The organism is Rothia amarae (assembly GCF_042677725.1).
Classification (GTDB): Bacteria; Actinomycetota; Actinomycetes; order Actinomycetales; family Micrococcaceae; genus Rothia; species Rothia amarae.
The window spans coordinates 193,110-218,180 of the sequence record NZ_JBHUCN010000005.1 but is presented as its reverse complement, the minus strand read 5'-3'; the positions used below and the strand labels follow the sequence as shown (position 1 = coordinate 218,180).

The 25,071-nt window shown below is 53.1% G+C and carries 21 protein-coding genes and 1 riboswitch; of the genes, 16 read left to right on the top strand and 5 right to left on the bottom strand.

Translation table 11 applies throughout. From position 1 onward, the window contains the following. The first annotated feature begins 2 nt into the window (after nucleotides 1-2). From murD to nrdR, 16 genes are all read left to right on the top strand, one after another. Complete coding sequence (murD, locus tag ACFR81_RS02350) at nucleotides 3-1,532, top strand: UDP-N-acetylmuramoyl-L-alanine--D-glutamate ligase (RefSeq protein ID WP_343874010.1); 1,530 nt, start codon at nucleotides 3-5, stop codon at nucleotides 1,530-1,532. A gap of 118 nt (nucleotides 1,533-1,650) precedes the next feature. After that, the gene (locus tag ACFR81_RS02345; protein ID WP_343874006.1) at nucleotides 1,651-3,471 is read left to right on the top strand and encodes a peptidoglycan glycosyltransferase FtsW; all 1,821 of its coding nucleotides are present in this window, start codon (nucleotides 1,651-1,653) and stop codon (nucleotides 3,469-3,471) included. A 91-nt stretch (nucleotides 3,472-3,562) separates the two neighbouring features. Further along, complete coding sequence (gene murG / locus ACFR81_RS02340) at nucleotides 3,563-4,663, top strand: undecaprenyldiphospho-muramoylpentapeptide beta-N-acetylglucosaminyltransferase (RefSeq protein ID WP_068168658.1); 1,101 nt, start codon at nucleotides 3,563-3,565, stop codon at nucleotides 4,661-4,663. Beyond that, nucleotides 4,656-6,143, top strand: a complete 1,488-nt coding sequence (murC, locus tag ACFR81_RS02335; RefSeq protein ID WP_343874003.1) for a UDP-N-acetylmuramate--L-alanine ligase — start codon at nucleotides 4,656-4,658, stop codon at nucleotides 6,141-6,143. The genes murG and murC overlap by 8 nt, the downstream gene beginning before the upstream one ends. 2 nt (nucleotides 6,144-6,145) lie before the next feature. Continuing rightward, nucleotides 6,146-7,078 carry a cell division protein FtsQ/DivIB gene (locus ACFR81_RS02330; RefSeq protein ID WP_145174293.1) on the top strand — a complete coding sequence of 311 codons (933 nt, stop codon included), beginning with the start codon at nucleotides 6,146-6,148 and terminating at the stop codon, nucleotides 7,076-7,078. A 199-nt stretch (nucleotides 7,079-7,277) separates the two neighbouring features. Continuing rightward, nucleotides 7,278-8,462, top strand: a complete 1,185-nt coding sequence (ftsZ, locus tag ACFR81_RS02325) for a cell division protein FtsZ (protein WP_151146786.1) — start codon at nucleotides 7,278-7,280, stop codon at nucleotides 8,460-8,462. Nucleotides 8,463-8,591: 129 nt separating this feature from the next. Further along, a complete protein-coding gene (locus ACFR81_RS02320) occupies nucleotides 8,592-9,377 on the top strand; it encodes a purine nucleoside phosphorylase YfiH/LACC1 family protein (RefSeq protein WP_343873997.1) in 786 nt (261 codons plus the stop codon). A 14-nt stretch (nucleotides 9,378-9,391) separates the two neighbouring features. Further along, a complete protein-coding gene (locus tag ACFR81_RS02315) occupies nucleotides 9,392-10,198 on the top strand; it encodes a YggS family pyridoxal phosphate-dependent enzyme (protein ID WP_343873994.1) in 807 nt (268 codons plus the stop codon). 352 nt (nucleotides 10,199-10,550) lie between these two features. After that, nucleotides 10,551-11,090, top strand: a complete 540-nt coding sequence (locus tag ACFR81_RS02310; RefSeq protein WP_141669340.1) for a cell division protein SepF — start codon at nucleotides 10,551-10,553, stop codon at nucleotides 11,088-11,090. A gap of 8 nt (nucleotides 11,091-11,098) precedes the next feature. After that, nucleotides 11,099-11,398, top strand: coding sequence for a YggT family protein (locus ACFR81_RS02305; protein ID WP_145174299.1), 300 nt, complete (start codon nucleotides 11,099-11,101; stop codon nucleotides 11,396-11,398). Between the two features lie 402 nt (nucleotides 11,399-11,800). Continuing rightward, nucleotides 11,801-12,433, top strand: a complete 633-nt coding sequence (locus ACFR81_RS02300; protein ID WP_068168647.1) for a DivIVA domain-containing protein — start codon at nucleotides 11,801-11,803, stop codon at nucleotides 12,431-12,433. 206 nt (nucleotides 12,434-12,639) lie between these two features. Further along, complete coding sequence (lspA, locus tag ACFR81_RS02295; protein WP_083147120.1) at nucleotides 12,640-13,233, top strand: signal peptidase II; 594 nt, start codon at nucleotides 12,640-12,642, stop codon at nucleotides 13,231-13,233. A gap of 21 nt (nucleotides 13,234-13,254) precedes the next feature. Beyond that, the gene (locus ACFR81_RS02290; RefSeq protein WP_190616718.1) at nucleotides 13,255-14,205 is read left to right on the top strand and encodes an RluA family pseudouridine synthase; all 951 of its coding nucleotides are present in this window, start codon (nucleotides 13,255-13,257) and stop codon (nucleotides 14,203-14,205) included. 56 nt (nucleotides 14,206-14,261) lie between these two features. After that, nucleotides 14,262-17,801, top strand: coding sequence for a DNA polymerase III subunit alpha (gene dnaE / locus ACFR81_RS02285; protein ID WP_343873985.1), 3,540 nt, complete (start codon nucleotides 14,262-14,264; stop codon nucleotides 17,799-17,801). A gap of 121 nt (nucleotides 17,802-17,922) precedes the next feature. After that, entirely contained in the window at nucleotides 17,923-19,284 is a 1,362-nt protein-coding gene (gene hisD, locus ACFR81_RS02280) for a histidinol dehydrogenase (protein ID WP_343873982.1), read from the top strand. Further along, nucleotides 19,281-19,850 carry a transcriptional regulator NrdR gene (nrdR, locus tag ACFR81_RS02275; protein ID WP_343873979.1) on the top strand — a complete coding sequence of 190 codons (570 nt, stop codon included), beginning with the start codon at nucleotides 19,281-19,283 and terminating at the stop codon, nucleotides 19,848-19,850. The genes hisD and nrdR overlap by 4 nt, the downstream gene beginning before the upstream one ends. 44 nt (nucleotides 19,851-19,894) lie before the next feature. Here nrdR and ACFR81_RS02270 read toward each other — a convergent pair whose 3' ends face one another. The 5 genes from ACFR81_RS02270 to map all read right to left on the bottom strand — a co-directional run bounded on the left by ACFR81_RS02270 (nucleotide 19,895) and on the right by map (nucleotide 24,912). Next, a complete protein-coding gene (locus tag ACFR81_RS02270; protein WP_343873976.1) occupies nucleotides 19,895-21,406 on the bottom strand; it encodes a bifunctional hydroxymethylpyrimidine kinase/phosphomethylpyrimidine kinase in 1,512 nt (503 codons plus the stop codon). A 3-nt stretch (nucleotides 21,407-21,409) separates the two neighbouring features. Then, entirely contained in the window at nucleotides 21,410-22,105 is a 696-nt protein-coding gene (gene thiE / locus ACFR81_RS02265) for a thiamine phosphate synthase (RefSeq protein ID WP_343873974.1), read from the bottom strand. A gap of 2 nt (nucleotides 22,106-22,107) precedes the next feature. Continuing rightward, nucleotides 22,108-22,914, bottom strand: coding sequence for a hydroxyethylthiazole kinase (gene thiM / locus ACFR81_RS02260; protein ID WP_145174314.1), 807 nt, complete (start codon nucleotides 22,912-22,914; stop codon nucleotides 22,108-22,110). Next, nucleotides 22,905-23,005, bottom strand: a riboswitch (TPP riboswitch). (Overlaps the previous gene by 10 nt.) A 123-nt stretch (nucleotides 23,006-23,128) precedes the next feature. Then, complete coding sequence (ppgK, locus tag ACFR81_RS02255; protein WP_083147383.1) at nucleotides 23,129-23,980, bottom strand: polyphosphate--glucose phosphotransferase; 852 nt, start codon at nucleotides 23,978-23,980, stop codon at nucleotides 23,129-23,131. 17 nt (nucleotides 23,981-23,997) lie between these two features. Continuing rightward, on the bottom strand, nucleotides 23,998-24,912 hold the full coding sequence (gene map / locus ACFR81_RS02250) for a type I methionyl aminopeptidase (protein WP_190616710.1): 915 nt from the start codon (nucleotides 24,910-24,912) through the stop codon (nucleotides 23,998-24,000). Nucleotides 24,913-25,071: the final 159 nt, after the last annotated feature.

The following is a 25,071-nucleotide window of genomic DNA, read 5'->3' as shown; positions in this document are numbered from 1 at the left end:
CGGTGAAAGCTACGAACGAAAACCCGTTGTGGAATAATCCGCGCTTGGAAGAGCTCACGAGCTGGGACGCTTCCTGGGCTGGTCTGCGCGTGGTAGTAGCGGGTCTGGGCGTCTCCGGTTTCGCCGCTGCAGATACGCTCATTGAACTGGGTGCGCGCGTAGTGGTTGTGGACGGCAACGATTCAGAAGCTAACCAGCAAAAAGCTGAAACGCTGAAGATTGTCGGGGCCACCGACGTCCTGCTGGGCGCCACTTTTATGGATTCTCTACCTCAGGTTGAAGGCGATGATCCGGAATTGGTAGTAACCAGCCCCGGTCTCCGCCCGACCCTGGGCTTGCTCGCAGATGCTGTAGAAAAGAAAATTCAGATTTGGGGCGACGTCGAACTCGCCTGGCGCTTGAACCGCCGCGAAGGTCGTGCAACCCCTCAGTGGTTGTGCATCACCGGTACTAACGGTAAAACCACCACCGTGGGAATGACCGAATCTATTCTGCAAGCAGCCGGTAAAAAGGCTATCGCCGTGGGGAACGTGGGCACGCCCATTCTCGATGCTCTCCGTGATCCGGTGGAGTACGAGTACTTTGCCGTAGAACTCTCCAGCTTCCAGTTGCACTGGACTCATTCGATGGCGCCTTTGGCATCGGTGGTTCTCAATGTTGCAGAAGATCACGTGGACTGGCACGAAGGTTACCCCAACTATTTGGCTGATAAGGCACGTATCTTTGAGAACACTCAGGTAGCGTGCGTTTTCAACGCGAACCAGCCTGAAATTATCTCGATGGTAGAAGAGGCAGATGTCCAAGAAGGATGCCGCGCCATCGGCTTCCACGCGGACACTCCAGCCGTTTCTATGCTGGGTGTGGTGGAAGGTCTGCTGGTCGATCGCGCATTCACCGAGAACCGCCAGAAAGAGGCACTGGAGGTGGCGGCGGTTAGCGATACCGGTGCGCTGCCCACCAAACACACTGTTGAGAATGCCCTGGCTGCTGCCGCCTTGGCGCGAGCTGCTGGTATTTCCCCTGCAGATGTGCAAAAAGGCTTACAAACTTTTGAACCCGGCGCTCACCGTATTCAGTTGGTCGCTAATACGCATGGCGTGCTGTGGGTCAACGATTCTAAGGCAACTAATCCTCACGCCACCAACGCCTCTCTGGCTTCTTTCAATCCGGTCATTTGGATTGCCGGTGGACTCTCCAAGGGCGTTGACTACACCGAACTCGTGCAAGAACACGCAGACCGGCTCAAGGCGGTGTTGGTCATTGGCACCGATACCAAGAACCTGCTCCAGGCTTTAGAGGCGGAAGCGCCGTTGGTGCCCGTTTACTCCATCACTGACCAGGTTGAGGATTCGGCAGACGGCAAGCTCGTTTTGAAAAAGGCAGTAGCTAAGGCTCACGAGCTCTCAGAGCAAAATGATACGGTGCTCCTCGCGCCCGCAGCAGCTTCCATGGATCAGTTCGTGTCCTACGCAGACCGCGGTAACTCGTTCATCCACGCGGTGACAGAGCTCGTTGAAGAGATCAACTCCTAAAAATTCATATTCAGAGCACACTTTGAGTCTTTCACCTCGTCCGAGGTGAAAGACTCCTGTGTTTGGTGTGATAGAACAGAAACTAAGAGCATTCGAGACACTAAAGGGGACCATTAGCTTGAGCATTGCCAGCCCTACCCGTCCAGGGAAAAAACCGCACAATGGTTCTTCGCAATCTTGGGGCGCACGATTGAAACGAAACGTTGTTGCGTTCGGAGAGAGCCAGTATCGCAGGCTCAGCATTTCGCCCCTGCGCGGTGTGCCCATCTTGCTTTTATTTATTGCTATTGGCATGACTTTTTTTGGCATCATTATGGTGCTTTCTGCCTCCAGCGTGGAGCAGATTTCGATGGGACTTTCGCCCTTTAGCCAGGTGTCGCGTCAGGGAATTTTTGCTCTGCTAGGTTTTATTGGTTTGGGCGTGATGGCGTTTATGCCGGTGCGTTGGTATCGCCGTCAGAATGTGCTCTATGCGCTGATGGTTGTAGCTATCTTGGTGCAGTTGCTGACCGTCATCATCGGTAAAGATGTAAACGGTAACCGAAACTGGATTGTGCTCGGTCCTTTTCAAGTCCAGCCCTCAGAATTTAGCAAACTCATTTTTGCCATGTGGGGGAGTTGGGTGCTGATCCACCAGGGGAATATAGCCCGTTTCCCGCGGAAGGGACTGTTCCCTCTCCTCTTGGGCTTGGGTCCTCTGGTCCTCTTCATTTTGATGGGGCACGACGTCGGCACCGTGCTGGTCTACGCGCTGATGCTACTGGCACTGTTATGGTTCGCGGGCTTCAGTAATAGAGCGATGGTCACCGGGCTAGGCGTTGCAGTGCTTGCGGGTGCAATTGCTGTATTTTCTTCGCCCAACCGCATGGCGCGCGTCCTGGGCATTTTCGGGCACTGTGAGGGCGCGACGTGCGATCAGTCCAACGCCGGCCTCGCTGCATTAGCTACGGGCGGTTTCTGGGGTGTAGGGCTGGGTCGGTCACGCCAGAAATATAACTACCTTCCCGAAGCTCACAACGACTATATTTTTGCCATCGTGGGAGAAGAACTGGGGCTGATCGGTACGCTGATGATTATTTTGCTCTACCTCGGTTTGGTCTTTTGCTGTGTACGTATCATGATGCGCACTGCCGACCGCTTTATCGCTCTCACGACCGGTGCAATCATGGTCTGGCTCATGGGCCAGGCAATGATCAATATTGCAATGGTCACCGGTTTCTTGCCGGTTATCGGTATTCCTCTACCTCTTATTTCCTACGGCGGTTCATCCCTGATTACCTCGCTTGTAGCTATTGGGGTGCTCATTGCATTTGCCCGGCAAACACCGTTACTCACGATTACAGATACGCAGGGTAACTATGCTTTTGCGCCGCAGACTGACATGAAGGACGAGAAGCGACGACGCCCACTCAATGAGATGCTGGTGCGGGAGAACCGTGCTCTGCAAGCTCAGGGTGATAAAGCGGGCTGGGACATCATGGTTTTCTTACGTAATCTAGGAATCGGCGTGGGGCAATCATCGAGAGCATCACAACAGCGTGCTCGAAATACCGCACCGCGTTCAACAGCTCCGCGCGGTTCACGTTCGCGTGCGCAGCAACAACGTCCGCAACCAACAAGTAGACGACCCGCCGGCGCCGCTGAGCGGTCTGCCGATAGCCGGCGTACAGTTTCCTCCCGTACCGCTCCTCAACGCGGGCAGAAAGAACAAAGTTCTGGACGACGTCGCCGCTCGGAGATTCGTGGAGAAGGAACTACCCCTCAGACTAGAACGGTACGAGCCACTTCTTCAACCGGTCCCCAGCATAGCCAGCTCCCACTCCAACAGAGTCAGCGGAAAAAACAGCAGGCGGCACCCGCACCTGTACAGGAAGAGCGCCTGCCTGAAGGTCTGGCGCCTCTCAAAAAACTGCGTCAGAAAAATCGGGATTCGCGCTAATCAACTGAAGTGAGTTTTAGGTTGGGGGAGTGAAGAACGTAAAATAAGGGGCAGAACAGCCAAATGCCCGCGAGATTCTGGGGAGAGAAGAATGAATAAAGTTCCTTCAATTGTGCTTGCAGGCGGTGGCACAGCAGGGCATATCAACCCCATGTTGGCAATCGCTCGAGAGATTCGAGCACTGTCACCGGACGCCTCTATAGTGACCGTCGGTACTGAAAACAGCATGGAAGCAACCATGGTCCCTCAAGCCGGATACGATATAAAGTTCATTCCGCGGGTGCCTTTTCCCCGCCGCCCCTCCACAGAAGTTCTGACTTTCCCCGGGCAATTTCTGAGCTCACTGAAAACAGCTCAGAACATTTTGAAAGAGGCAAAGGCAGATGCAGTGGTAGGCGTGGGTGGGTATGTGTGTACTCCCATGTACTTGGCTGCCCGCAAACTTAATATCCCCGTGATTATTCATGAGGCAAATGCAAAACCAGGGTTAGCTAACAGGGTGGGTGCAGCGCATGCGGCTTTGGTTGCCACAGCTTTTCCTAACACGCCCATTAAGAACGCGCACCACGTGGGTATGCCCATGCGGGCAGCTATCGAAACTCTCGATAAGGACTCCCAGAAAACGGGTGCTCGTCAGCGTTTAGGTCTAGATACAGACCTTCCCACCTTGGTCGTCACCGGAGGTTCCTTGGGTGCTCAGAGCCTCAACAATGCAGTACGGGAAATCTATCAGCGGTTGGAAGACTGGGGATTTCAAATGCTTCACATCACCGGGCGTAATAAAGCACTCGCCGATGAGAACGGAAATCTTCTCACCGCACCTCAGTACCATCAACGCGAATTCATTACCAGCATGGAAGATGTCTATGCTGCAGCCGACCTCATGGTGGTGCGTTCGGGCGCGGCAACTGTATCTGAAGTTGCTGCCGTCGGGGTGCCTGCTATTTTCGTTCCTCTCCCCATCGGCAACGGAGAACAGGCATTGAACGCCACTTCCCTCGTCGACGCCGGTGCAAGCCTTCTCATCAATGATTCCGAATTCGATGCTGCATGGTTTGTGAACAATATTCCTACGCTCATGAACGACTCCCAGCGCCTTGAAGAAATGCGTAAGCGTTCCTACCAGCAGGGTATTCGTAATGCCGCTCGCACTATGGCCCAAGAAATTTTGAAAGTAGCACAACATGACTAATTCAATGATGAACCTCTCTTTAGATTTGCCCTCCCCTCTTAACCCGCCTTTTGCCGAGCGCCCCGATCTCAAATCGCTGGGTAAGGTTCATTTCGTGGGTATCGGTGGTGCCGGCATGTCTGCGATTGCCACGTTGATGCTTCAAGCGGGAATGACTGTTTCCGGTTCTGATAAGTCCGAGAGCGCTGCGGTGGAGAAATTGCGCTCACAAGGAGCGACCGTGGTAGTTCCCCAGGCAGCCGCTAATATCGGCGATGCTGACACTGTCGTCATTTCTACGGCTATTAAAGAAGATAACCCTGAGCTGGTCGAAGCTCGTGCTCAGGGTATTCGCGTTTTGCATCGCTCTGAGGCTTTGGCGGCAACGATGAGCGATTCCCATGTGATTGCAGTGGCGGGAACTCATGGTAAAACCACTACCAGCTCGATGGTTTCGGTGATGATGGATGCTTTGCATAAGGATCCCTCATTCGCTGTCGGGTCGGTCATCGCTGGTTTCGATACGAACGCCCGCATGAGCGCATCTGAGGGTGAGCGGTGGTTTGTGGCAGAGGCTGATGAATCTGATGGTTCATTCGTTCGATACCGCCCTGAAATTGCTGTGGTGACCAACGTTGAACCCGATCATCTGGACTTCTACGACACCGACGAGCGAGTCTTCGAATCTTTCAATCGTTTTGTGGGGTCGATGGCGCCTGGCGGCGTACTCGTGACCTGCGCAGACGATGCCGGAGCAATGGATCTGGCAGAGCGCGCCCGTGAGTCAGGTATTAACGTGGTGACCTACGGTCAAAGTGATCAGGCAAATGTACGCCTGGGCAACACCACCAGTGAGGGAATTGTATGCACCTCAGATTTGGTTTGGGACTTCACGCTGCAGGAAGACCATTATCAGGGCAAAGGAAAAATTTTGCTGAAGGTCCCCGGCATCCATAACCAGCTCAATGCTGCGGCATCGTTTATCTGCGGGCTACTTGCCGGCGAAGAAGCTCAGACGGTGCTCGACGCCGTTGCGCAGTTCACCGGAACCGACCGCCGTTTCACGCTACGCGGGGAAGCCAATGATATCAAGGTATTTGATGACTATGCACACCATCCCACCGAAGTTTTCCGTGCGCTAGAAGCCGGTCGTACGGTTGCCGCAGGGCATAGCCTGTACACGTTGTTCCAGCCCCACCTCTTTTCTCGAACCCGTGAGTTCGCCCAGGAATTTGCACAGGCGCTCTCCACTGCAGATCGTTCGTACGTCATGGATATTTACCCCGCCCGTGAGCTTCCTATCGAAGGTGTGACTAGCCGTCTTATTACCGACGCTGGTTTCTCCGAGGTTCACTATGCGAGTCCAGAAGAAGCAATGGAACAGATAGTGCGGCAAGCTCTTCCCGGTGACGTCATTATGACGGTGGGGGCTGGTAACGTGACAGAATTTGGCCCCCGTATGGTGGAGCTGTTGCAGGAGAAGCAGCGAGAGACTGAATAGGGATGCCTGAACACAGCAAGGGTCGAAAAACGACGTCCAAAGAGACGAAGAAGAATCCTTCCATTCGGGTCAATAGCTCGAAGGTTACGCCGTTGAGCCAGGAAACCCTTCAGAAGGTTCAGCCCAAGAGCAAATTTTCTGAGTGGAGGCAGAATCGGTCTCGCCAGGAACTTGTGGAAGAGCCGACGGTTTCTAACGTTACGAGCTTGAGCGGCAGGGTATCTTCTACCCGTACCTCTGCCAAATCTTTTCAGAAGTGGAAGAAATGGCTTATTGCGTTGTTGAGCTTGCTCGTGCTTGGCGCCGTGTTCATTGGGTTGGTCTTCTTCTCTCCTCTGCTGGCGGTACGGACGATTACAGTCGAAGGCGCGCATCTGTTACCAGCTGAGACCGTTCAGGAGCAGCTACAACCTTTAGACGGTACGCCTGTCACGCGAATTAGCGAAGACGAAGTTCAGTCTATGATTGGCAGTTCTCACATTTTGCGGGACGTCACCATCCAAGCGCGCCCGCCGCACGAGCTGGTGGTGACTCTGCATGAGCGAATTCCGGTTGCCGTGGTCAAGGACGGCGACAAGTTCAGCCTGGTTGATGTGGACGGCGTGAAACTGGGGGAAGTGGATTCTGTTGAAGAGGCTGGGCTACCTGAAATTTCTGGTGGTACAGATACCTTGAAGACGCCGGAGTTCAAGACTATTACCGCGGTTCTTTCAGCGTTGCCTCAGAGCTTGCTTGCTGAGGTGAAAGAAGCAAAGGCAGATTCAGCTTCTACGATTAGTTTGAACATGCATGATGACACCGAGGTGGTTTGGGGAACAGCAGAAGACAGTGAACTTAAAGCTAAGGTTCTAACTCAGTTACGCTCTACTTTGGGAGAGTCTGGGGCAATCTCTACCTATGATGTGTCCAGCCCGTTGGTGCCTACCACGAAATAGTTAAAGCTCAACTATAGGTTGGTGCTGAAAACCGTCAATTTACTGAAAAGTTGACGAATTTTGCAGAATTGAAGAGACATAATTACAACGATGTTGATACGCTTTCTCTGAAAAGGAACAGATTTTATGCTGAAGCCCCCAAAACCTAAGCTAAAGGTTTAGGGTTTCGCGCTGATCAAAATAACAATTGAGGGACTTCATGGATACAGCAACCCCCCAGAACTACCTGGCCGTCATCAAAGTCGTCGGAATCGGTGGCGGCGGCGTCAACGCAGTCAACCGCATGATTGAGGTCGGCCTTCGTGGCGTTGAATTCATCGCTATCAACACCGACGCTCAGGCGCTGTTGATGTCTGATGCAGACGTCAAGCTGGATGTAGGTCGTGAACTCACCCGCGGTCTGGGTGCGGGCGCAAATCCTGAGGTTGGTCGCCAAGCAGCTGAAGACCACGAACAGGACATTGAAGAAGTTCTCAAGGGTGCCGATATGGTCTTCGTGACCGCAGGCGAAGGCGGCGGTACCGGTACCGGTGGCGCGCCTGTCGTTGCACGTATTGCACGCTCCCTCGGTGCGCTGACCATTGGTGTTGTTACCCGACCCTTCACCTTTGAAGGTCGTCGTCGTTCAAACCAGGCTGAGACCGGTATTGCGGCATTGCGCGATGAAGTTGACACCCTCATTGTGATTCCTAACGACCGTCTGCTTTCTATCTCTGATCGCAACGTCTCCATGCTGGATGCGTTCAAGTCTGCTGACCAGGTTCTGCTTTCAGGCGTGCAGGGTATTACTGACTTGATTACCACCCCCGGTTTAATCAACCTCGACTTTGCAGATGTCAAGTCCGTCATGCAGGGTGCAGGTTCTGCGCTCATGGGCATCGGCTCTGCATCCGGTGAAGACCGCGCAGTCAAGGCAGCAGAGCTGGCAATTGCCTCACCTCTGCTGGAAGCTTCCATCGACGGCGCACACGGCGTTCTGCTTTCAATTCAGGGTGGGTCAGACCTCGGTCTCTTCGAGATTAACGAAGCTGCACGTTTGGTGCAGGAAGTTGCACACCCCGATGCGAACATCATCTTCGGTGCAGTTATCGACGACGCTCTGGGCGACGAAGCTCGCGTCACAGTTATTGCAGCTGGCTTTGATTCGGTCAACCCCGAAACCAACTCCAACGCTAATAACTCTGCAGCGCAGCAGGAACAGCGCACTGCAGCTACTTTCGGTAGTAACAACACTGTTCCTAACCAGGCTCCTTCAAATAATTCCTGGCAGCAGAACAACTCTTCGAGCTCCAATAACGGCTTCGATGTGGATTTGCCTCCGGTAGTTGAAGAATCAGCTCCTCAGCGTAAAGACACCTTGGATGTTCCTGACTTTCTGAAGTAACGATGACAATACGTTGATTAAAAATGCGCTTCTTCTTGCTTCTGAGAAGAAGCGCATTTTTTATCTCCAAGATATTAGTGATGCCTGGGTGCAGTCGATGTGCGCTCAGTGTAAATGTGAGGAAACCCCATGATGAGTACATCGCCTCTTCTATTTTCTGAGACTACTTTTACTATGGGAGATTCCCGGGTGAGGGTGGCTTTTACCTCTGTGAAGGCAGGCAACCTTGGACTGCATGTGGGGGATGACCCCCGTGAAGTCCTGGATAACCGCGCCCGGTTGGAGGACGAATTGAGATTGGCACACGGGGCTTTTCCTTATCTACAGCAGGTGCACGGGATCGAAGTTTTTGATCCGGATTCTGCTGATGTTAGAAGCGTGGGAAAATCTAGGACCCCTCTGGAGGGGCTGAAAATTAAGCAGGAGGCACCCGTAGCGGACGCCGCCGTGAGCTCGTTTGAACACCCGCTAGCGGTGATGGTGGCTGATTGTATTCCTCTGGTTTTAGTGGGAGAAACTGCTTCCCATAAGCCGGTGATTGCTGTCGCTCATGCCGGACGACAGGGACTGCTCGACGGTGTCATTCAGCAGACAGTCGGTGAACTACTTTATCGAGGTGCTACCAAGATTCAGGCATGGGTCGGACCTTCGATTTGTGGCAAGTGCTATGAAGTTCCCGAACAGATGCGCGAGGAATCGAGCCAGTTGATTCCTGAAATTTATGCTCAGACATCGTGGGGCACACCCGCCCTAGATCTACCTGCCGCTGCTGAGGCAATCTTGAAGAGCCTCGGCGGCGTCCAACAAATTCACCGTGATTTGGCGGCATGCACGCTGGAAAATTCACAACTCTTTTCCCACCGCCGTGGAGAGCCCCAGGGGCGATTTGCTGGGCTGGTCTGGGTAGAGAAATAGGTGAGGAGATAAAAATGTCTTTTTCTCAAGAGCGTCGAGAAGAGCTACGCATTAATTTGGAAGCTGCCCAGCAAGCGGTGAAGTCTGCGAGCGAAGATTTTTCGCAGGTTAGGGATCCCCAGAGTCCGCTTCCGAGATTGACGGTGGTGACTAAGTTTTTCCCTAGCTCCGACGTCGAGGCGCTCTATTCACTCGGAGTTCGGCACGTCGGGGAAAATCGTGATCAGGAAGCGTCTGCTAAAGCTACTGAATTGGCAGAGATTACTGATGCGCAGGATCCTCTGCAGTGGTCCTACATTGGGCAGCTTCAAACGAATAAAGCTAAATCAGTGGTGAAATATGCAGCCGAGGTGCACTCGATAGACAGAATTTCGTTAGCTCAGGCTTTGGCGAAGGCTTATTCTCTCCAGGTTACGCGCTGGGAATCGGAAGAAGCACCGGCACCTTTCGCAGCAGTCCGCGGCGGACTGAAGTGTTTAGTGCAGGTCAGTTTAGAGGACCATGATGGATCTACCGCTGGGCATGCCGCTGAAGGTAAACGGGGCGGCGCTAAGCTCGACGACTTACTGAAGATTGCCGACATGCTCAATTCTTCTGTAGGGCTGGAATGTTCGGGTGTCATGGCGGTGGCTCCTCTGGGCATGAACCCAGATGCAGCGTTTGAAAAGCTATATAACATTTCGCAAAAGCTCCGCGAGCATCATCCGTCTGCACAAGAAATTTCTGCGGGTATGAGCGGAGATTTGGAGGCAGCTATCCGCTGGGGTTCCACGAATGTTCGGATTGGGTCCAAGATTATGGGCGCCCGCCCCACTGCATAAGAACCAGAATATTGACGCTTCACAGAATATCCTCAGCTTTCGTTTTTCAGTATGCTGAGGATTAGTTGATACCTTAGAGACTAAGTACAATATTTTCATTGCATTTCCATCAGGTAATGCACCGTAAACGGGAGTAGAAATGGCACCACGTACCCTGCATCAGGCGATGGCTTATCTTGGTCTCGCTGAACAAACTGAGCCGGTGCGTGATTCTCGGCGATCGAATGATGATTATCCGCATGATTATGCTGATGTTTACGACGACACTCGCGGTGTTGCCTATGACTTTGATGATGACGATCGCTACGACGGCTACCCTGAGGAAGACACCTTTGGCGACGACGTCGCGCACCTGCCTTCAGAATCCCAAAGCGGTTCGGTACGCGAGGACGTTCTGGATTTCCACGAAGAAAAATCTCAGCAGCGGAGTGTGCGAGAAGTATCTGAACCTGCTCCGCGGGCGGCTGTCCGCCAGCAGAGTGCAGGACCCGCTTCAACTGGGCCACTGCACGTGGTGACGTCCGCAGAGAACAAGCCTGCTTCCCGTGCAGTAAACACTAAGACCACAGCAGTAAACGATGAAAGCGAAGACGAATTGCGCCGTATCACCACGATCCACCCCCGTTCTTACAATGATGCCAAAATCATTGGTGAGTCTTTCCGTGAGAGTATTCCTGTGATTATGAATGTCACTGACATGGGTGAATCTGAGGCCAAGCGTCTGGTTGATTTTTCCGCTGGTTTGGCATTTGCTTTGCACGGTTCCATTGAGCGCGTCACCGATAAGGTATTTTTGCTGACTCCTGCGAATTTGGAAGTGTTGGGGGCTGAGGGAGCTGAGGTTCCGGTTGCTCTCGATAGCGAACCTTCCCATCTGTTCGATCAGGATTAATTTTCTCTATGGCTTACCTTTTTGCACTGCTCGCTATTGCCGTGAACCTGGTCAAATGGGCATTGATTTTGCGCATTGTCTTTGACTGGGTACAGATGTTTGCCCGCTACTGGCGCCCTAAGGGGGCTGCTTTGGTGCTTGCTTCTGCCGTCTATGCGGTGACCGATCCACCGATGAATTTTTTGAGAAGAAAAATTCCTCCACTCAATCTTGGCGGTATTTCGCTTGATCTGGGTTTTCTTATCCTGATTATTGGTGTTTCATTTTTGTATTCTTTCTTGGTGCAGATGACAGCGCTTAGCTCCTGAGGGGCATAGGGGAAATCTGTTAACATTTTTGGCAGAGCCAAAAGGATGAAGACATTTCATCCTTTTGGCTCTGGCGTTTTAACCCTGGATTGCATCACAATGTAGGAAGACGATATGTGGGTCAAAGAGGGGTAATCACCGGTATGGTTCGCAACACGAGGGGCGCCCTGAAATTTCTTATTTCGGCATTCGCACTGTCTCTGTGGCGCGTTTTCCCTTGCCAGTAAGTGAGAGCTTTGTAATGTTTTCTAAGTAAAATATTCATTTTGAATAAACTCACATGTATTGTTGGCTATGAATATCGAAAAATAGGTAGAATTCTAACGGCGATGAATGTTTTAGGGATTTTCATTGTGTCGCTCGGGAGTCCAGCTATGCAGAAATTTTAGAGGTGAATTTTTAGTGGCCCTTACACCAGAAGAAGTCATTAACAAACGGTTCCAGGCAACCAAATTCAAGGAAGGCTATAATCCTGAAGAGGTTGACGATTTCCTGGATGAAATCGTAATTGAACTTCGTCGCCTTAACGCTGAGAACTCCAGTTTGAAGCGTCAGCTTGATGACGCCGAGGTTCGCGCGGCACAGGCAGAAGCAACGTCTGTTTCCACCTTCTCTGATGATGATTTCATTGTTGCGGATGAACCCGCTGCTGAAGAAGTTCACGCAGTTGAAGAAGGACCTGCTCAGGAAGCTCCTGAAGCAGCATCGGCTGGCACCTCAAGTGCAGCAGCGCTGCTTGCAATGGCGCAGAAGGTTCACGACGATTACGTACTCGAGGGCCAGCGCGAGAAAGATCGTTTGTTGGCAGAGGGCCGCGAAGAAGCTTCTTCGTTGCTCACCTCAGCTCAGGAAGAGCGCGCACAGGTTCTGGGTGATTTGGATGCAACCAAGTCTTCCCTTGAGTCCTCTGTTGCCCAGCTTCGTCAGTTCGAACAGCAGTACCGTTCAGGCTTGCGCGCTTACCTGGAAGATCAGCTGGTGGGCTTGGAGTCCACTCCCTTGGTGGAAAGCGAAATCGTTCAGCACAATAACTAATTCTTGGCTGAGGTACTTCCCTGAACGCTACCCATCGGTGGCGTGCGGTGTATAAAGTTCTGAAAACACTCATAATATGGCGGTATGCACACCCGGATATGCGGGTTATGCATACCGCCATGAGTGTTTTCTTGGGTAAAGTAGAAGAACGGTTTCACGTCTGCTGGGGTGCATGACGTCGTAACTCAGATTCGCGAAAGGTCGAGATGGTTTCACGTTCTAGCATCCAATCCGAGCAGGGGAAAAACTTACCCCTTGAAGACCCTGTGGGTTATTCCGACGTTGAAAAGTCGAGCTCAGTTCTATCTTCTTCGGGGGCGCGAGCTCTTCTTGCTCTGGCCATTTTTGGGTTGGCGTATGGCGCAGATCAGCTCGTAAAATACCTGGTACAGAAGAATATGGAGCTGGGTGAGACGATCAGTGTGATTGACGGTGTCCTACGCTGGCGTTATATTCTCAACCCCGGTGCTGCCTTTTCTATGGGGGAGAATCACACCTGGGTTTTTACCATAATTATGTGTGTGGCAGCAGTAATATGCTTGGTCAGCCTTATAAGAGCACGCGCAACCGTATGGGTCTGCACCCTGGCCCTTCTGCTCGGCGGTATCCTGGGTAATCTGACGGACCGGCTTTTTCGCGCGCCGGGCTTTGGCGTGGGTCACGTCGTCGATTTTATTTCGGTGGGAAATTTCGCAATTTTCAACATCGCCGACTCCTGCATTTGCGTCTCTATGGCGCTAATTGTTGTTCTGGTTTTCCGAGGCATCAACCTCGATGGCACCAGAGAAGAACAAAATTAGATTTTGAAAGTGAATTTATCAATGAGCGAGAGAATACAACATACCTTTGAAGCTGGTCAGCTCATAGGGTTGCGCTTGGATGCGGCAGTGTCAGAGACCTTATCTATTCCCCGTACTCTTGCTGCCACCTGGATTAAAGAGGGCTATGTTGAGGTAAAGGACAGCAAGGGTCGCCCGCAGAAATCGGCAAAAAGCTATAAGCTTTCAGCCGGCGACGCCGTCAATGTTGATGCACCCGCACCTCGCGATTTAGCGGATATTAAACCGCAACAGGTCGATGGCTTTGAAATTGTCTATCAGGACGACGACATCGTGGTAGTGGATAAACCTGCTGGTGTAGCTGCGCATCCTTCACCGGGGTGGCACGGCCCCACCGTCGTCGGCGCTTTGCTGGGGCTGGGTGTCAATGTATCTACTTCCGGCGCAGCTGAGAGACAGGGGATTGTGCATCGCCTGGACGTTGGTACTTCAGGGTTGATGGTAGTAGCCAAAAACGAACACGCTTATTCAGAGCTCAAGCACGCTTTTAAAGAACGTACGGTCACCAAGGTCTATCACACGCTGGTTCAGGGCCTCCCCGAACCTTTGAAGGGCACCATTGATGCACCATTGGGGCGCCATCCCGGTCACGAATGGAAATTCGCTGTGGTGGAGGACGGTCGTAACGCTGTGACTCACTATGAAGTGCTGGAAGCTTTTGGGCCAGCGTCTTTGGTAGAGGTTCATCTGGAAACCGGGCGCACCCACCAGATTCGTGTGCATTTCTCAGCAATGAACCATCCCTGCGCAGGTGATTTAACCTACGGCGCAGACCCCGCGATCAGTGCTAACCTAGGGCTTACTCGCCAGTGGTTGCACGCTTTTCAACTGGGATTTGTGCACCCGGGAACCGGTAAACAGGTGCATTTTGAGAGCGAATACCCGCAGGATTTAGAGTTCGCTTTGGATTCCCTGCGCGAAGGCAATTTCTAAACCTTGCCGCGCCTGGTGAGTAGACGTCGTGAGATTAGCAGAGAAGAGATAAGACATTGAGTGGAAAAGGCTTCACCCACCTGCACGTACACACCGAATACTCGATGTTGGACGGTGCAGCTCGCATTACTGATCTTTTCGACCATGCAAAAGATTTGGGGATGGGGGCTGTTGCTACCACAGACCATGGGTATCTCTTCGGTGCCTTTGATTTTTGGAACAAGGCACAACAGGCTGATATCAAGCCGATTATCGGCGTCGAAGCTTATGTCACTCCTGGCACTCACCGCACTGACCGCACCCGTATTAGGTGGGGTGAAGACGCCGGTCGTGACGACGTCTCTGGTGGCGGTGCCTATACGCATATGACCCTGTGGGCTGAGACCACCCAGGGCATGCATAATCTCTTCCGTGCGTCGTCCCTGGCATCATTGGAGGGGCATTTTTATAAGCCCCGTATGGACAAAGAATTGTTGCAGACTTACGGCAAGGGGCTGATTGCTACCACCGGTTGCCCCTCGGGCGAGATTCAGACTCGTTTGCGCTTGGGACAGTACGACGCTGCGATTCAGGCTGCTTCGGACTACCGCGATATTTTCGGCAAAGAAAATTACTACTGCGAAATCATGGATCACGGTCTCGGCATTGAGAAGAACGTGATGACCGATCTGCACCGGGTTGCCAAACAGCTCAATTTGCCGTTGGTCGCGACTAACGATTTGCACTACACACACGCTGAAGACGCCAAAGCGCACGCCGCACTATTGTGTGTGCAGTCAGGATCCACTCTTCAGGATCCCAAGCGCTTCAAATTTGATGCCGATGAGTTCTACTTGAAATCGCCCGAGGAAATGCGCCACCTCTTCCGTGATTTCCCTGAAGCCTGCGATAACACTATGGAAATCGCTGAGCGTTGCCACGTTGAATTCAACACAAACGCAAACTACATGCCCGATTTCCCCACCCCGGAGGGGGAGAATGAGGAATCCTGGTTCGTCAAAGAAGTTGAACGCGGTTTACACTACCGATTCCCCGAGGGTATTCCCGATGACGTACGCAAGCAGGCTGATTATGAAGTAGGGATTATTACCCAGATGGGATTCCCCGGCTACTTCTTGGTGGTCGCGGATTTTATCAACTGGGCGAAGAATAACGGAATTCGAGTGGGCCCCGGGCGTGGTTCAGGTGCGGGTTCCATGGTGGCGTATGCCATGCGCATTACCGAGCTGAATCCGTTGCAGCACGACCTTATCTTCGAGCGCTTCCTCAACCCTGACCGCGTTTCTATGCCCGACTTCGACGTCGACTTCGATGATCGCCGTCGTTCTGAGGTGATCCACTATGTGACCGAAAAGTACGGCGAAGACAAAGTGGCAATGATTGTCACCTACGGCACCATCAAGGCGAAGCAGGCGTTAAAGGACTCTTCCCGCGTGCTGGGCTATCCCTTCTCCACCGGTGAGCGTCTGACCAAGGCAATGCCCGATGACGTGATGGGTAAGAACATTGCGCTGGCAAACGTCTACAACGAAGAAGATAAACGCTATTCCGATGCCAAAGATCTGCGTGAACTCATTGAAACTGACCCCGATTCAGCGAAGGTTTTTGAGACCGCTAAGGGCATTGAGGGTCTGAAACGCCAGTGGGGCGTGCACGCTGCGGGCGTTATTATGTCCAGCCACGATTTGCTGGATGTTATTCCCGTGATGCGCCGTGAGCAAGACGGCCAGGTAATCACGCAGTTTGATTACCCCACCTGTGAAGGCCTGGGGCTTATCAAGATGGACTTTTTGGGCTTGCGTAACCTCACCATCATTTCTGATGCTATTTCGAACATTAAGCTCAACCGCGATTTTGATTTGGATCTTGAGGGGCTCGATATAGACGACAAGGGTTCCTATGATTTGCTAGCGCGCGGCGATACCTTGGGAGTTTTCCAGCTCGACGGCGGGCCTATGCGTTCCTTGCTGCGTTTGATGCGCCCGGATAACTTCGAAGATATTTCGGCGACAATCGCGCTTTACCGACCGGGGCCCATGGGCGCTAACTCGCATACGAATTATGCGTTGCGTAAGAACGGGCAGCAGGAAATCACGCCTATCCACCCTGAGCTGGAGGAGCCACTCAAAGAAATTCTAGGCACCACCTACGGTCTGATTGTGTATCAGGAGCAGGTGATGGCTATCGCCCAGAAGGTTGCTGGCTACTCGCTGGGCCAGGCGGATATTTTGCGCCGTGCGATGGGTAAGAAGAAAAAGGCAGAGCTGGACAAACAGTACGAGGGTTTCCACCAGGGCATGATTGACCGTGGTTACTCTGAGGCTGCTATCAAGTCCCTCTGGGACATCCTGCTACCGTTCTCTGACTATGCGTTTAACAAGGCGCACTCAGCCGCCTACGGTTTGGTGTCGTACTGGACTGCCTATTTGAAGGCTCACTATCCGCAGGAATATATGGCGGCGTTGCTGACCTCGGTGGGCGATGATAAGGACAAGCTGGCGCTATATCTGAACGAGTGCCGGCACATGAAAATTACCGTTTTGCCGCCGGATGTCAATGAGTCAGAACTGAACTTTACACCTGTTGGCGAGGATATTCGCTTTGGTATGGGTGCTATCCGAAACGTCGGTGCCAACGTGGTGAACGCGATGGTTCAGTCGCGTAAAGAAAAGGGCCGCTTTGAGTCTTTCCACGACTTCTTGAAGAAGGTTCCCGCCGTCGTCTGTAATAAGCGTACGATTGATTCGCTCATTAAAGCGGGCGCGTTTGACGATTTGGGACATATCCGCCGGGCGTTGTCCATGATTCATGAAGAAGCAGTGGACTCGAATGTGTCGGTCAAGCGCCAGGAAGCAGCGGGACAGTTTGACCTCTTTGGTGGTATGGGGATGGATGACGACGATCCCAGCACCGATTTGATGGTGACTATCCCTGACGTACCCGAGTGGGATAAGCGCGACAAACTCAACTTTGAGCGCGAGATGCTCGGTCTCTATGTGTCCGATCACCCGCTACGCGGTATTGAGGATCAGCTTGATGCGCTATCGGATTCTTCGGTGCAGGGTCTTTTGGCAGAGGATTCTCATAAACCTGATGGCGCCGTGGTCACGGTGGCTGGCATGATTACTTCGGTATCTCGTCGCGTGGCGAAATCCTCGGGTAACCCTTACGCCCGTATCGAGCTGGAAGACCGCACAGGTTCCATTGAAGTTATGTTCTTTGGCCGCGCTTACGAGCCTATTGCACCGGTGCTTTCAGAAGATTTGATTTGTACTATCAAGGGCCGCCTGCAACGTCGAGACGATGGCTCGACGACCATTAGTGCGCAGGAACTGAACCTCCCCGAGATTTCTGCCGACGGCACCTCGGGCCCGGTTGTTATCGCCATTCCCGAATTCAAAGCAACAGAGGAGACTCTGGGGGAGTTGCGCTCTATCTTGCGCAATCACCGCGGCGAATCAGAAGTTCGGATTGCTATGAATACGCGAACAAAGCGGATTATCATGCGTTTGGGCGCCGACTTGCGAGTTCAGCCCAATCCCGCCCTCTTTGGGGACCTCAAAGTTCTGTTGGGGCCGGCATGCCTAGACGTTTAGAGGGTTCATAGTCCTTTTCACCCAAGTATTCATCACTGAAAATGCGCTCCCTCTTCGGAGCGCATTTTCAGTATCTGACAGAAAAACCTCAGCAGGCTTGACCGCCCGCTATGATGGAGACATGAGTACTGAAGCAGCAGAAAACTACCGTGCCCCTCGACTTTCAACTCTTGATCTGCGCGGAACTCATCACACTTACGCCGAGTTGCGCTCGCTCATGCCTCGGCAGAACAGCGAATATGTAGGTAACGCCCAGCAGGCCGTGGACGAAATTATCGCCTCAGTACGCGAACGCGGTGCTGACTACGTCAAAGAACTCTCACAGCGATTTGACGGCGTAGAGCAGGGGGCTTTGCGGGTGCCGCCGGAAGCCATGAAAGACGCCGTCGACTCCATCAGCCCCGAACTCAAGGCGGCGCTGGAAGTATCTATCGAACGTAATCGTGCGTTTGCTGCCGCTCAAAAACCTGGTGAAACCAGCATTGAAGTAGCGCCGGGTGCTCACCTCATTAATCGCTGGACTCCCGTTCGCCGAGTGGGGGTGTATGTGCCCGGGGGATTGGCGGTTTACCCTTCGTCAGTCATTATGAATACCGTTCCGGCTCAGGCGGCAGGAGTAGAGTCCATCGTGCTGTGCACACCGCCGCAAAAAGAATTCGGCGGGTTGCCGCACCCCACTATTTTAGCTGCTGCCTCAATCTTAGGAATCGATGAAGTCTGGGCTATTGGAGGCGCCCAAGCCCTAGCGTCCATGGCGTACGGGCTCACCGATGATGCGGATATTCTTGAACCAGTCGATACCATCACCGGCCCCGGTAACATCTTTGTTGCCCTTGCCAAGCGAGCGTTGCAGGGCGTCGTCGGTGTAGACGGTGAAGCCGGAACGACTGAAATAGCCGTCATTGCAGACTCCTCAGCGAATCCTGATTTCGTTGCGGCAGATCTTATATCCCAGGCAGAACACGATCCCCACGCAGGATCAGTGTTCATCACCGATTCGCCAGAATTGGCGGAGAAAGTGCAAGAGGCTATTGCTAGGCGTGCCAGCGCCACAAAGCACCGTGACCGCGTTAAAGAAGCCCTAGAAGGCCCCCAATCGGGAATTATTCTCACCGATTCACTGCAACATAGCGTGGACGTCGCTAACGCCTACGCTCCCGAACACCTCGAAGTACATACCGAATCTGCAAGCGCAGTAGCTGCGCAGATTCGCAACGCCGGGGCAATCTTTATCGGCCCCTACTCGCCGGTTCCGCTGGGTGATTACGCCGCTGGATCAAACCACGTACTTCCCACCGGAGGAACTGCGGTTTTCGCATCGGGGCTGAACACCAGCACTTTTATGAAGGTTGTTCAGCTCATTGAGTACTCCCAGGACGCACTCGCTACAATTGGGGATCACATTGTTACGTTGTCTACTGACGAAGATTTACCAGCCCACGGTGAAGCCATTACCGCCCGTACCCGAGGAAATAACGCATGATTTGCCCTTATTGTCGGCACCCCGATTCCCGAGTGGTTGACTCGCGTACATCCGACGACGGCGCAGCAATTCGCCGGCGCCGCCAGTGCGCTGAATGTGGGCGCAGATTCTCTACGGTGGAAACCACCTCTGTTTCGGTCATCAAACGTTCAGGTGTAACTGAGCCGTTTAACCGCCAGAAAATTATCTCTGGCGTGCGCAAAGCATGCCAGGGGCGGCCAGTCTCCCAAGATGATTTGGCAAAGCTGGCACAGGAGGTGGAAGAGAGAATCCGTGCTCGCGGGCTTGCAGAAATTGATGCCCATGAAGTCGGGCTCACCATTCTAGAACCGCTCTCCAAGCTTGATACCGTAGCTTTTTTGCGTTTCGCCAGTGTCTACCAGGCCTTCGATAATCTGGAAGACTTTGAAAAAGCAATCGCTGACCTGCGTAAAGAGCGGGTTGACACTCCTGCTCCTGTAAAAGAAGAAGGGAGCGCAGAGGAACGGAATTCTCCGGTTAATAAGACGGTGAAGAAATCCAAGACATCGTCTTCCGGCGAAATAGACCAGCCGACTCTGCTCTAACTGGTTTAAAGTCCCTGTCTTGCCCGGGGGGAAGGGGCGAGACTCTAACGGGGATCAATCAGTAGAGCTTGGGTAAAGAAATCTGCTTCGAGGGAGCAGGCACGTACGAAAGCGTTACGGGCTTGCTCCCTTTGTGCATTTGAGGCGTGTGTGAGCTGGTGCTCCATCACTTCGAGTGTTTGAGCAGTGGCACGCAAAAATTCTTCGTCCCGGTAAGTCCCTATCCACAGTTTGTAGGGGTGGTCATCCGCGATTTCTTCTGGAAGGTACTCCGAAAGCTGGGCATACAACCAGAAACAAGGGAGTATCGCAGCAACTCCTACAACATAGTCGGAAGCCACTTCAGCCCTTAAAAAGTCAGTGTAAGCAAGGGTAAGGGGAGAAGGCTCCACAATGTTTGGCAGAGGGAACTTTCGATGCATTTCCTGCTCCACCGTAATAGTCTGGGTGACCGCCTTCGCCCACATCTTTCGCTCCTCCTCATGAGGGGCGAGGGAAGAGAGCCGCGACAATACAGAGCTGTAGACCTGCAAATAGTAGTCGTCTTGCTCCACATAGAAATGGAACTGTTCTGCGTTGAGAGTACCTTGCATCAAAGCGGGAACAATGCTCTCCTGCGAAAATCGGTCCAACGCATCGCCTGCTAATTCCCACAATTGCTGGGTAAATGGTCCTGCTGCGGGCACAACAGCTTGTCTTCTAGATGGTGAAGAGATGGTGCTATGGGGAACCTGCAGTGAGAACTGGGCCTGGCGGCGGAGGCGGTGGAAATGATCGAGGGGGCCATTACCATGACCCACTTGTAGATTTTCACCAAACTCGAGTGCTTCTCTTACCCACGCTGTCGACCACTGGACGGCGTCGGGCAAGGAATCTCCGTTAGCGATACGGCAGGCTAATGATGATGAGAGCGAACAACCCGTTCCATGAGAGGCAGTAGTGGTAATTTGGGGGGACTTTGCATGGGCTATCACACTGCTCGTACCTACCAGGAAGTTGCCCTTATCCTTGCCGGGTAGATGTCCACCTTTAGCCAATACCAAAGAACCGGTGCTTTGCGCCAGTTCCTGGGCTTGTTTAACCATATCGTCCGGATTTTTTGCAGGCGGCTGATGTAGTAGGAACGCCAACTCGTCGAGATTCGGGGTAATGATGCTGGCTCGATGGAGTAGCTCATGAGACACCGAATCTGCCAGCGCATCGCCAGAGGAAGCAACCATCACCGGGTCAACAATAATCGGAACCTCGGGCTTCTGGGTAGAGAAAAAAACCTCATCCAGCCACTCAACCACCATTTGAGTTGAGGTTTCATCTGCTAGCATCCCGATTTTGACGGCGTCAATAACTACATCATCTGAGACTGCCTTAAGCTGCGCTCGCAAGAACTCTGGCTCAGGGGTGTGTACCTGTTGCACGCCCTGTGTATTTTGTACGACCAAGGAAGTTATAACTCCCATGCCGTAACCTCCAGCAGCTGCAATGGCTTTGAGGTCTGCGTGCAATCCTGCACCACCCGTTGGGTCAGTGCCAGCGATAGAGAGTACTCGGGGAATCATTGTTTATTCTTCCTTCGGGGAAGGGGCAAAAGAAGATGGCGTATGGCTCGTAACCTGGGGTGGATGAGCGCTCAGAGTGAGAGCCGCTAGGCGGGGATTTTCGGCAGACATGATGGCAGAGACCACACAGACACCGTCCACCGTGGTTTGACGCACTGCATTGATATTGCTGCTAGTAATTCCACCAATGGCGACCGATGCTAAAGAGTTCTGGGCAGCTCGCCGGGCGAGTTTCTGTAATCCTGTGATGCCCAGAGGAGCACCGGCGTCTAACTTGGTAGAGGTGGCGAACACCGGGCCTAATCCCAGAACATCCGGGCGAATTGTAGTATCGAGTACAGCGTCCAATTCTGCTTCTGAACCCACCGACAAGCCGATACGAGGACTCGGTCCGAGCAACTCTCTCGCTTGGTGAAGGGGCATGTCGTCCTGACCAATGTGGACGTCAAAACCAAAGCGGGCTGCGATGTGTACGCGGTCGTTGACAACGACGTCGACCCCGTGTGGTCGCGCTACTTCAGCAACAGAGAGCAAAAGTTGGGTAAAAGTTGCATCGTCAGCATGTTTATCGCGCACCTGAACCACAGTGACACCACCTGCGATGGCTTGCTCCACAATCCCTGCTACGTTCTGCCACCCACCTGCCTGCACTGAATCGGTCACTAAATAGAGACCAAAATCTAGGGGAGGACGGCTCATGACTACGACTCCTCGATTTCTGCCATGTTGGGCAAAGAAGCATAAAGCGCATCTATCCATTGAGCATGAAAAGTTCCAGGCCCGTTGGAATGCTTGGCCGCGTGTTCAGCAGCAGTAGCGTAAGCAGCATGGGCTGCTACCGCTGCATCATGATAATAATCCGTGGAGGCTGTATAGGCGGCAACCACTGCTCCGAGTGAACAACCGGTACCTATCACCAGCGGCATGAGCTCGCTACCGCCTCTAATTTTTGTGATACGGTGCGCTGAAACAATAATGTCTGTTGCACCAGAAATCGCTACAACACCACCAGTAATTTCTGCCAGGGCGCTCGCCGCCTCAAGCGCCGATTCAGGGCAATCGGTGGAGTCGACTCCACGCCCACCTTGCGCCTGCGTGCGTGTTACCGCGGCGTGAAGGTTAATAACCTCTGAGGCATTAGCGCGTATAACTGCCGGATTGGCGTAGACCAAGGAGCTGGCAAGCTCGGTGCGCACTGTTAAACCGCCTACCGCGACCGGATCCAATACCCAAGGAGTCCCTAGCTCGCGTGCCACTTTAACCGCCGAACGCATGGCATCAATCATCGGCGGATCTGGATTCCCAACATTCACTAGGACGGCAGAGGCTACCGCAGCAAACTGTTCGGCTTCTTCCGGATGGCTGACCATCGCAGGAGATGCTCCTACCGCTAGCAGCACATCTGCGGTGATTTCTTGAACCACCGAGTTGGTCAGACAATGCACCAAAGGATTCGTGGCGCGGACAGAATGGTGTATAGATTCAAGGCTTGGATGCGACGAAGTCATTTCCACATTCCCTTCGCTAGTTCTAACTAGATCAGGTTCAACGGGTGTAATCTCAGCGCTTCTTCGGTAAAGCGCACCCCGTGTGACACCTCACCATAGTAGCAACAAAACAATCTGGAGTGAATGAACATCACAAAATTTCAGCCATGGAAAGCAAAAGGTGCGGATGTTCCGTGAACATCCGCACCTTTGTATCCTAACGATCAGCTGACTCTTAGTCGACATCCTCCACAGTCTGGGTCCAGCCAGCAGCCCAGAGCGCTGCACCGACGATACCGGCATTGTTGCGCAGGGTTGCCATGACGATGGGGGTCTCTACTTCATCTTCAAAGTAGGGAAGGAACTTATCGGGATTCTTCGAAACGCCGCCACCGATCACGAACAAATCGGGGGAGAACAGCATCTCAACATGGGTAAAGTAGCGGCGCAGACGTTTACCGTACTTCTTCCAGGAGAGATCCTCGCGTTCGCGGGCACGTGCTGAAGCACGCGATTCGGCGTCCTCCCCATCGATTTCCAGGTGGCCCAGCTCTGTGTTGGGAACAAGCTGACCGTTGATAATGAGGGCAGAGCCGATGCCGGTGCCCAGAGTAATCACGGCGATCAGACCGTCTTTGTCTTTGCCCTGCCCGTAGTGAGCTTCGGCGAGTCCGGCGGCATCGGCGTCATTGAGGCCATACACGCGGCGTCCACCTAGCGCCTTGGACATGATGCCTTCCAAATCAGCACCAATCCAAGTTTCGTCTACGTTGGCAGCGGAGAGAGTACGACCGTTTTTGACGACGGCGGGAAAGTCGATACCTATGGGAGAATCGGGTGCAGGCGCGAGGTCGCGGGACTGTAGTTCTTCCACAATCTGCACTACAACCTCGGCGCAAGCCTCGGGTGTCGCCGGTGAAGGAGTGGGAATGCGGAAGCGGTCCGACACCAGGTTACCGGTGCGGATATCGACAATACCGCCCTTCATGCCGGTTCCCCCGATATCAATGCCGATGGCAAGATCAGCGGGAGTAGGTTTGGTGACCTCTACCTGAATTTCTACGGTTTCGGTAACAGTTTCAGTCATGAGTTCTATCTTTCGGGTTAGGAAATGGTGGGAAGGGTAAGAATATCTGCGCCGTCTTGGGTGACCACGAGGGTGTGCTCGAATTGGGCAGTGCGCTTGCGGTCGCGGGTGACGACCGTCCAATCGTCCTCCCACATATCCCAGGCAATCTCACCGAGGGTGAGCATAGGTTCAATAGTGAATATCATGCCCGGTTCCATCACGGTGTTGTATGCCGGAGCTGCGTCGTAGTGAGGCACAATGAGTCCCGAGTGGAACTCACGGCCTACGCCGTGACCGGTGAAATCGCGCACCACACCGTAGCCAAATCGTGCGGCATATTTTTCGATAACGCGGCCAATCACGTTGATTTCTCGCCCGGGTTTGACCGCCTTGATAGCGCGGCGTAGGGATTCTTCGGTGCGCTCAACGAGCAGGCGTGATTCTTCGTCTACATCGCCCACTAGCAGGGTTACATTGGTGTCTCCGTGGACGCCGTTCTTATAGGCGGTGACATCTAGATTGAGAATATCGCCGTCTTCTAGAACGGTGGAGTCGGGGATACCGTGGCAGATAACTTCGTTGAGAGAAGTGCAGACTGCTTTGGTGTATCCGCGGTAGTCGACGGTCGAAGGGTAGGCGTCGTGGTCGCAGATGTACTCGTGAATAAGCACATCAATCTGATCGGTAGTTGTTCCGGGCTGGGCAATTTTCGATGCTTCAACAATGGCATTGGCAGCTATCTCACCGGCGGCACGCACCATCTCAATTTCCTCGGGAGTGTACATGTTGGAGTCATTCCCCTCGTTCGCCTCTGCTTTGCCCACGTATTCGGGGCGTTCGATGTGGGCGGGAACGGAGCGCATAGGGGCAATGACGCCGGGGCGTAGGTTGCCCAGGGGCGCCTTGCCGGGTTCGGCGGGTAAGTTATGTGAAGCAGGAGTTGTAGCCATACCCTCTATCTTAAACCTTGTGGCAGGGTAAGGGTGTTGAGGTGATGTTTCAAGCTCAGAATCTTTTGCCAACCGAGAGGCGAAGAGGAGCTGGACAGAGCTCACCCAAGCGGTTGGATTGAACACGCTATGATAGAAAAGTAAGCAGATTCACTGAAT

Coding starts and splice junctions, on each gene's coding strand:
- ACFR81_RS02315 (WP_343873994.1), top strand. CDS start 9,392: ATGTCTTTTTCTCAAGAGCGTCGAGAAGAGCTACGCATTAATTTGGAA.
- thiE (WP_343873974.1), bottom strand. CDS start 22,105: ATGAGCCGTCCTCCCCTAGATTTTGGTCTCTATTTAGTGACCGATTCA.
- nrdR (WP_343873979.1), top strand. CDS start 19,281: ATGATTTGCCCTTATTGTCGGCACCCCGATTCCCGAGTGGTTGACTCG.
- murC (WP_343874003.1), top strand. CDS start 4,656: ATGACTAATTCAATGATGAACCTCTCTTTAGATTTGCCCTCCCCTCTT.
- murG (WP_068168658.1), top strand. CDS start 3,563: ATGAATAAAGTTCCTTCAATTGTGCTTGCAGGCGGTGGCACAGCAGGG.
- map (WP_190616710.1), bottom strand. CDS start 24,912: ATGGCTACAACTCCTGCTTCACATAACTTACCCGCCGAACCCGGCAAG.
- ACFR81_RS02330 (WP_145174293.1), top strand. CDS start 6,146: ATGCCTGAACACAGCAAGGGTCGAAAAACGACGTCCAAAGAGACGAAG.
- ACFR81_RS02320 (WP_343873997.1), top strand. CDS start 8,592: ATGATGAGTACATCGCCTCTTCTATTTTCTGAGACTACTTTTACTATG.
- ppgK (WP_083147383.1), bottom strand. CDS start 23,980: ATGACTGAAACTGTTACCGAAACCGTAGAAATTCAGGTAGAGGTCACC.
- thiM (WP_145174314.1), bottom strand. CDS start 22,914: ATGACTTCGTCGCATCCAAGCCTTGAATCTATACACCATTCTGTCCGC.
- ACFR81_RS02290 (WP_190616718.1), top strand. CDS start 13,255: ATGAGCGAGAGAATACAACATACCTTTGAAGCTGGTCAGCTCATAGGG.
- lspA (WP_083147120.1), top strand. CDS start 12,640: ATGGTTTCACGTTCTAGCATCCAATCCGAGCAGGGGAAAAACTTACCC.
- ACFR81_RS02305 (WP_145174299.1), top strand. CDS start 11,099: ATGGCTTACCTTTTTGCACTGCTCGCTATTGCCGTGAACCTGGTCAAA.
- hisD (WP_343873982.1), top strand. CDS start 17,923: ATGAGTACTGAAGCAGCAGAAAACTACCGTGCCCCTCGACTTTCAACT.
- ftsZ (WP_151146786.1), top strand. CDS start 7,278: ATGGATACAGCAACCCCCCAGAACTACCTGGCCGTCATCAAAGTCGTC.
- ACFR81_RS02270 (WP_343873976.1), bottom strand. CDS start 21,406: ATGATTCCCCGAGTACTCTCTATCGCTGGCACTGACCCAACGGGTGGT.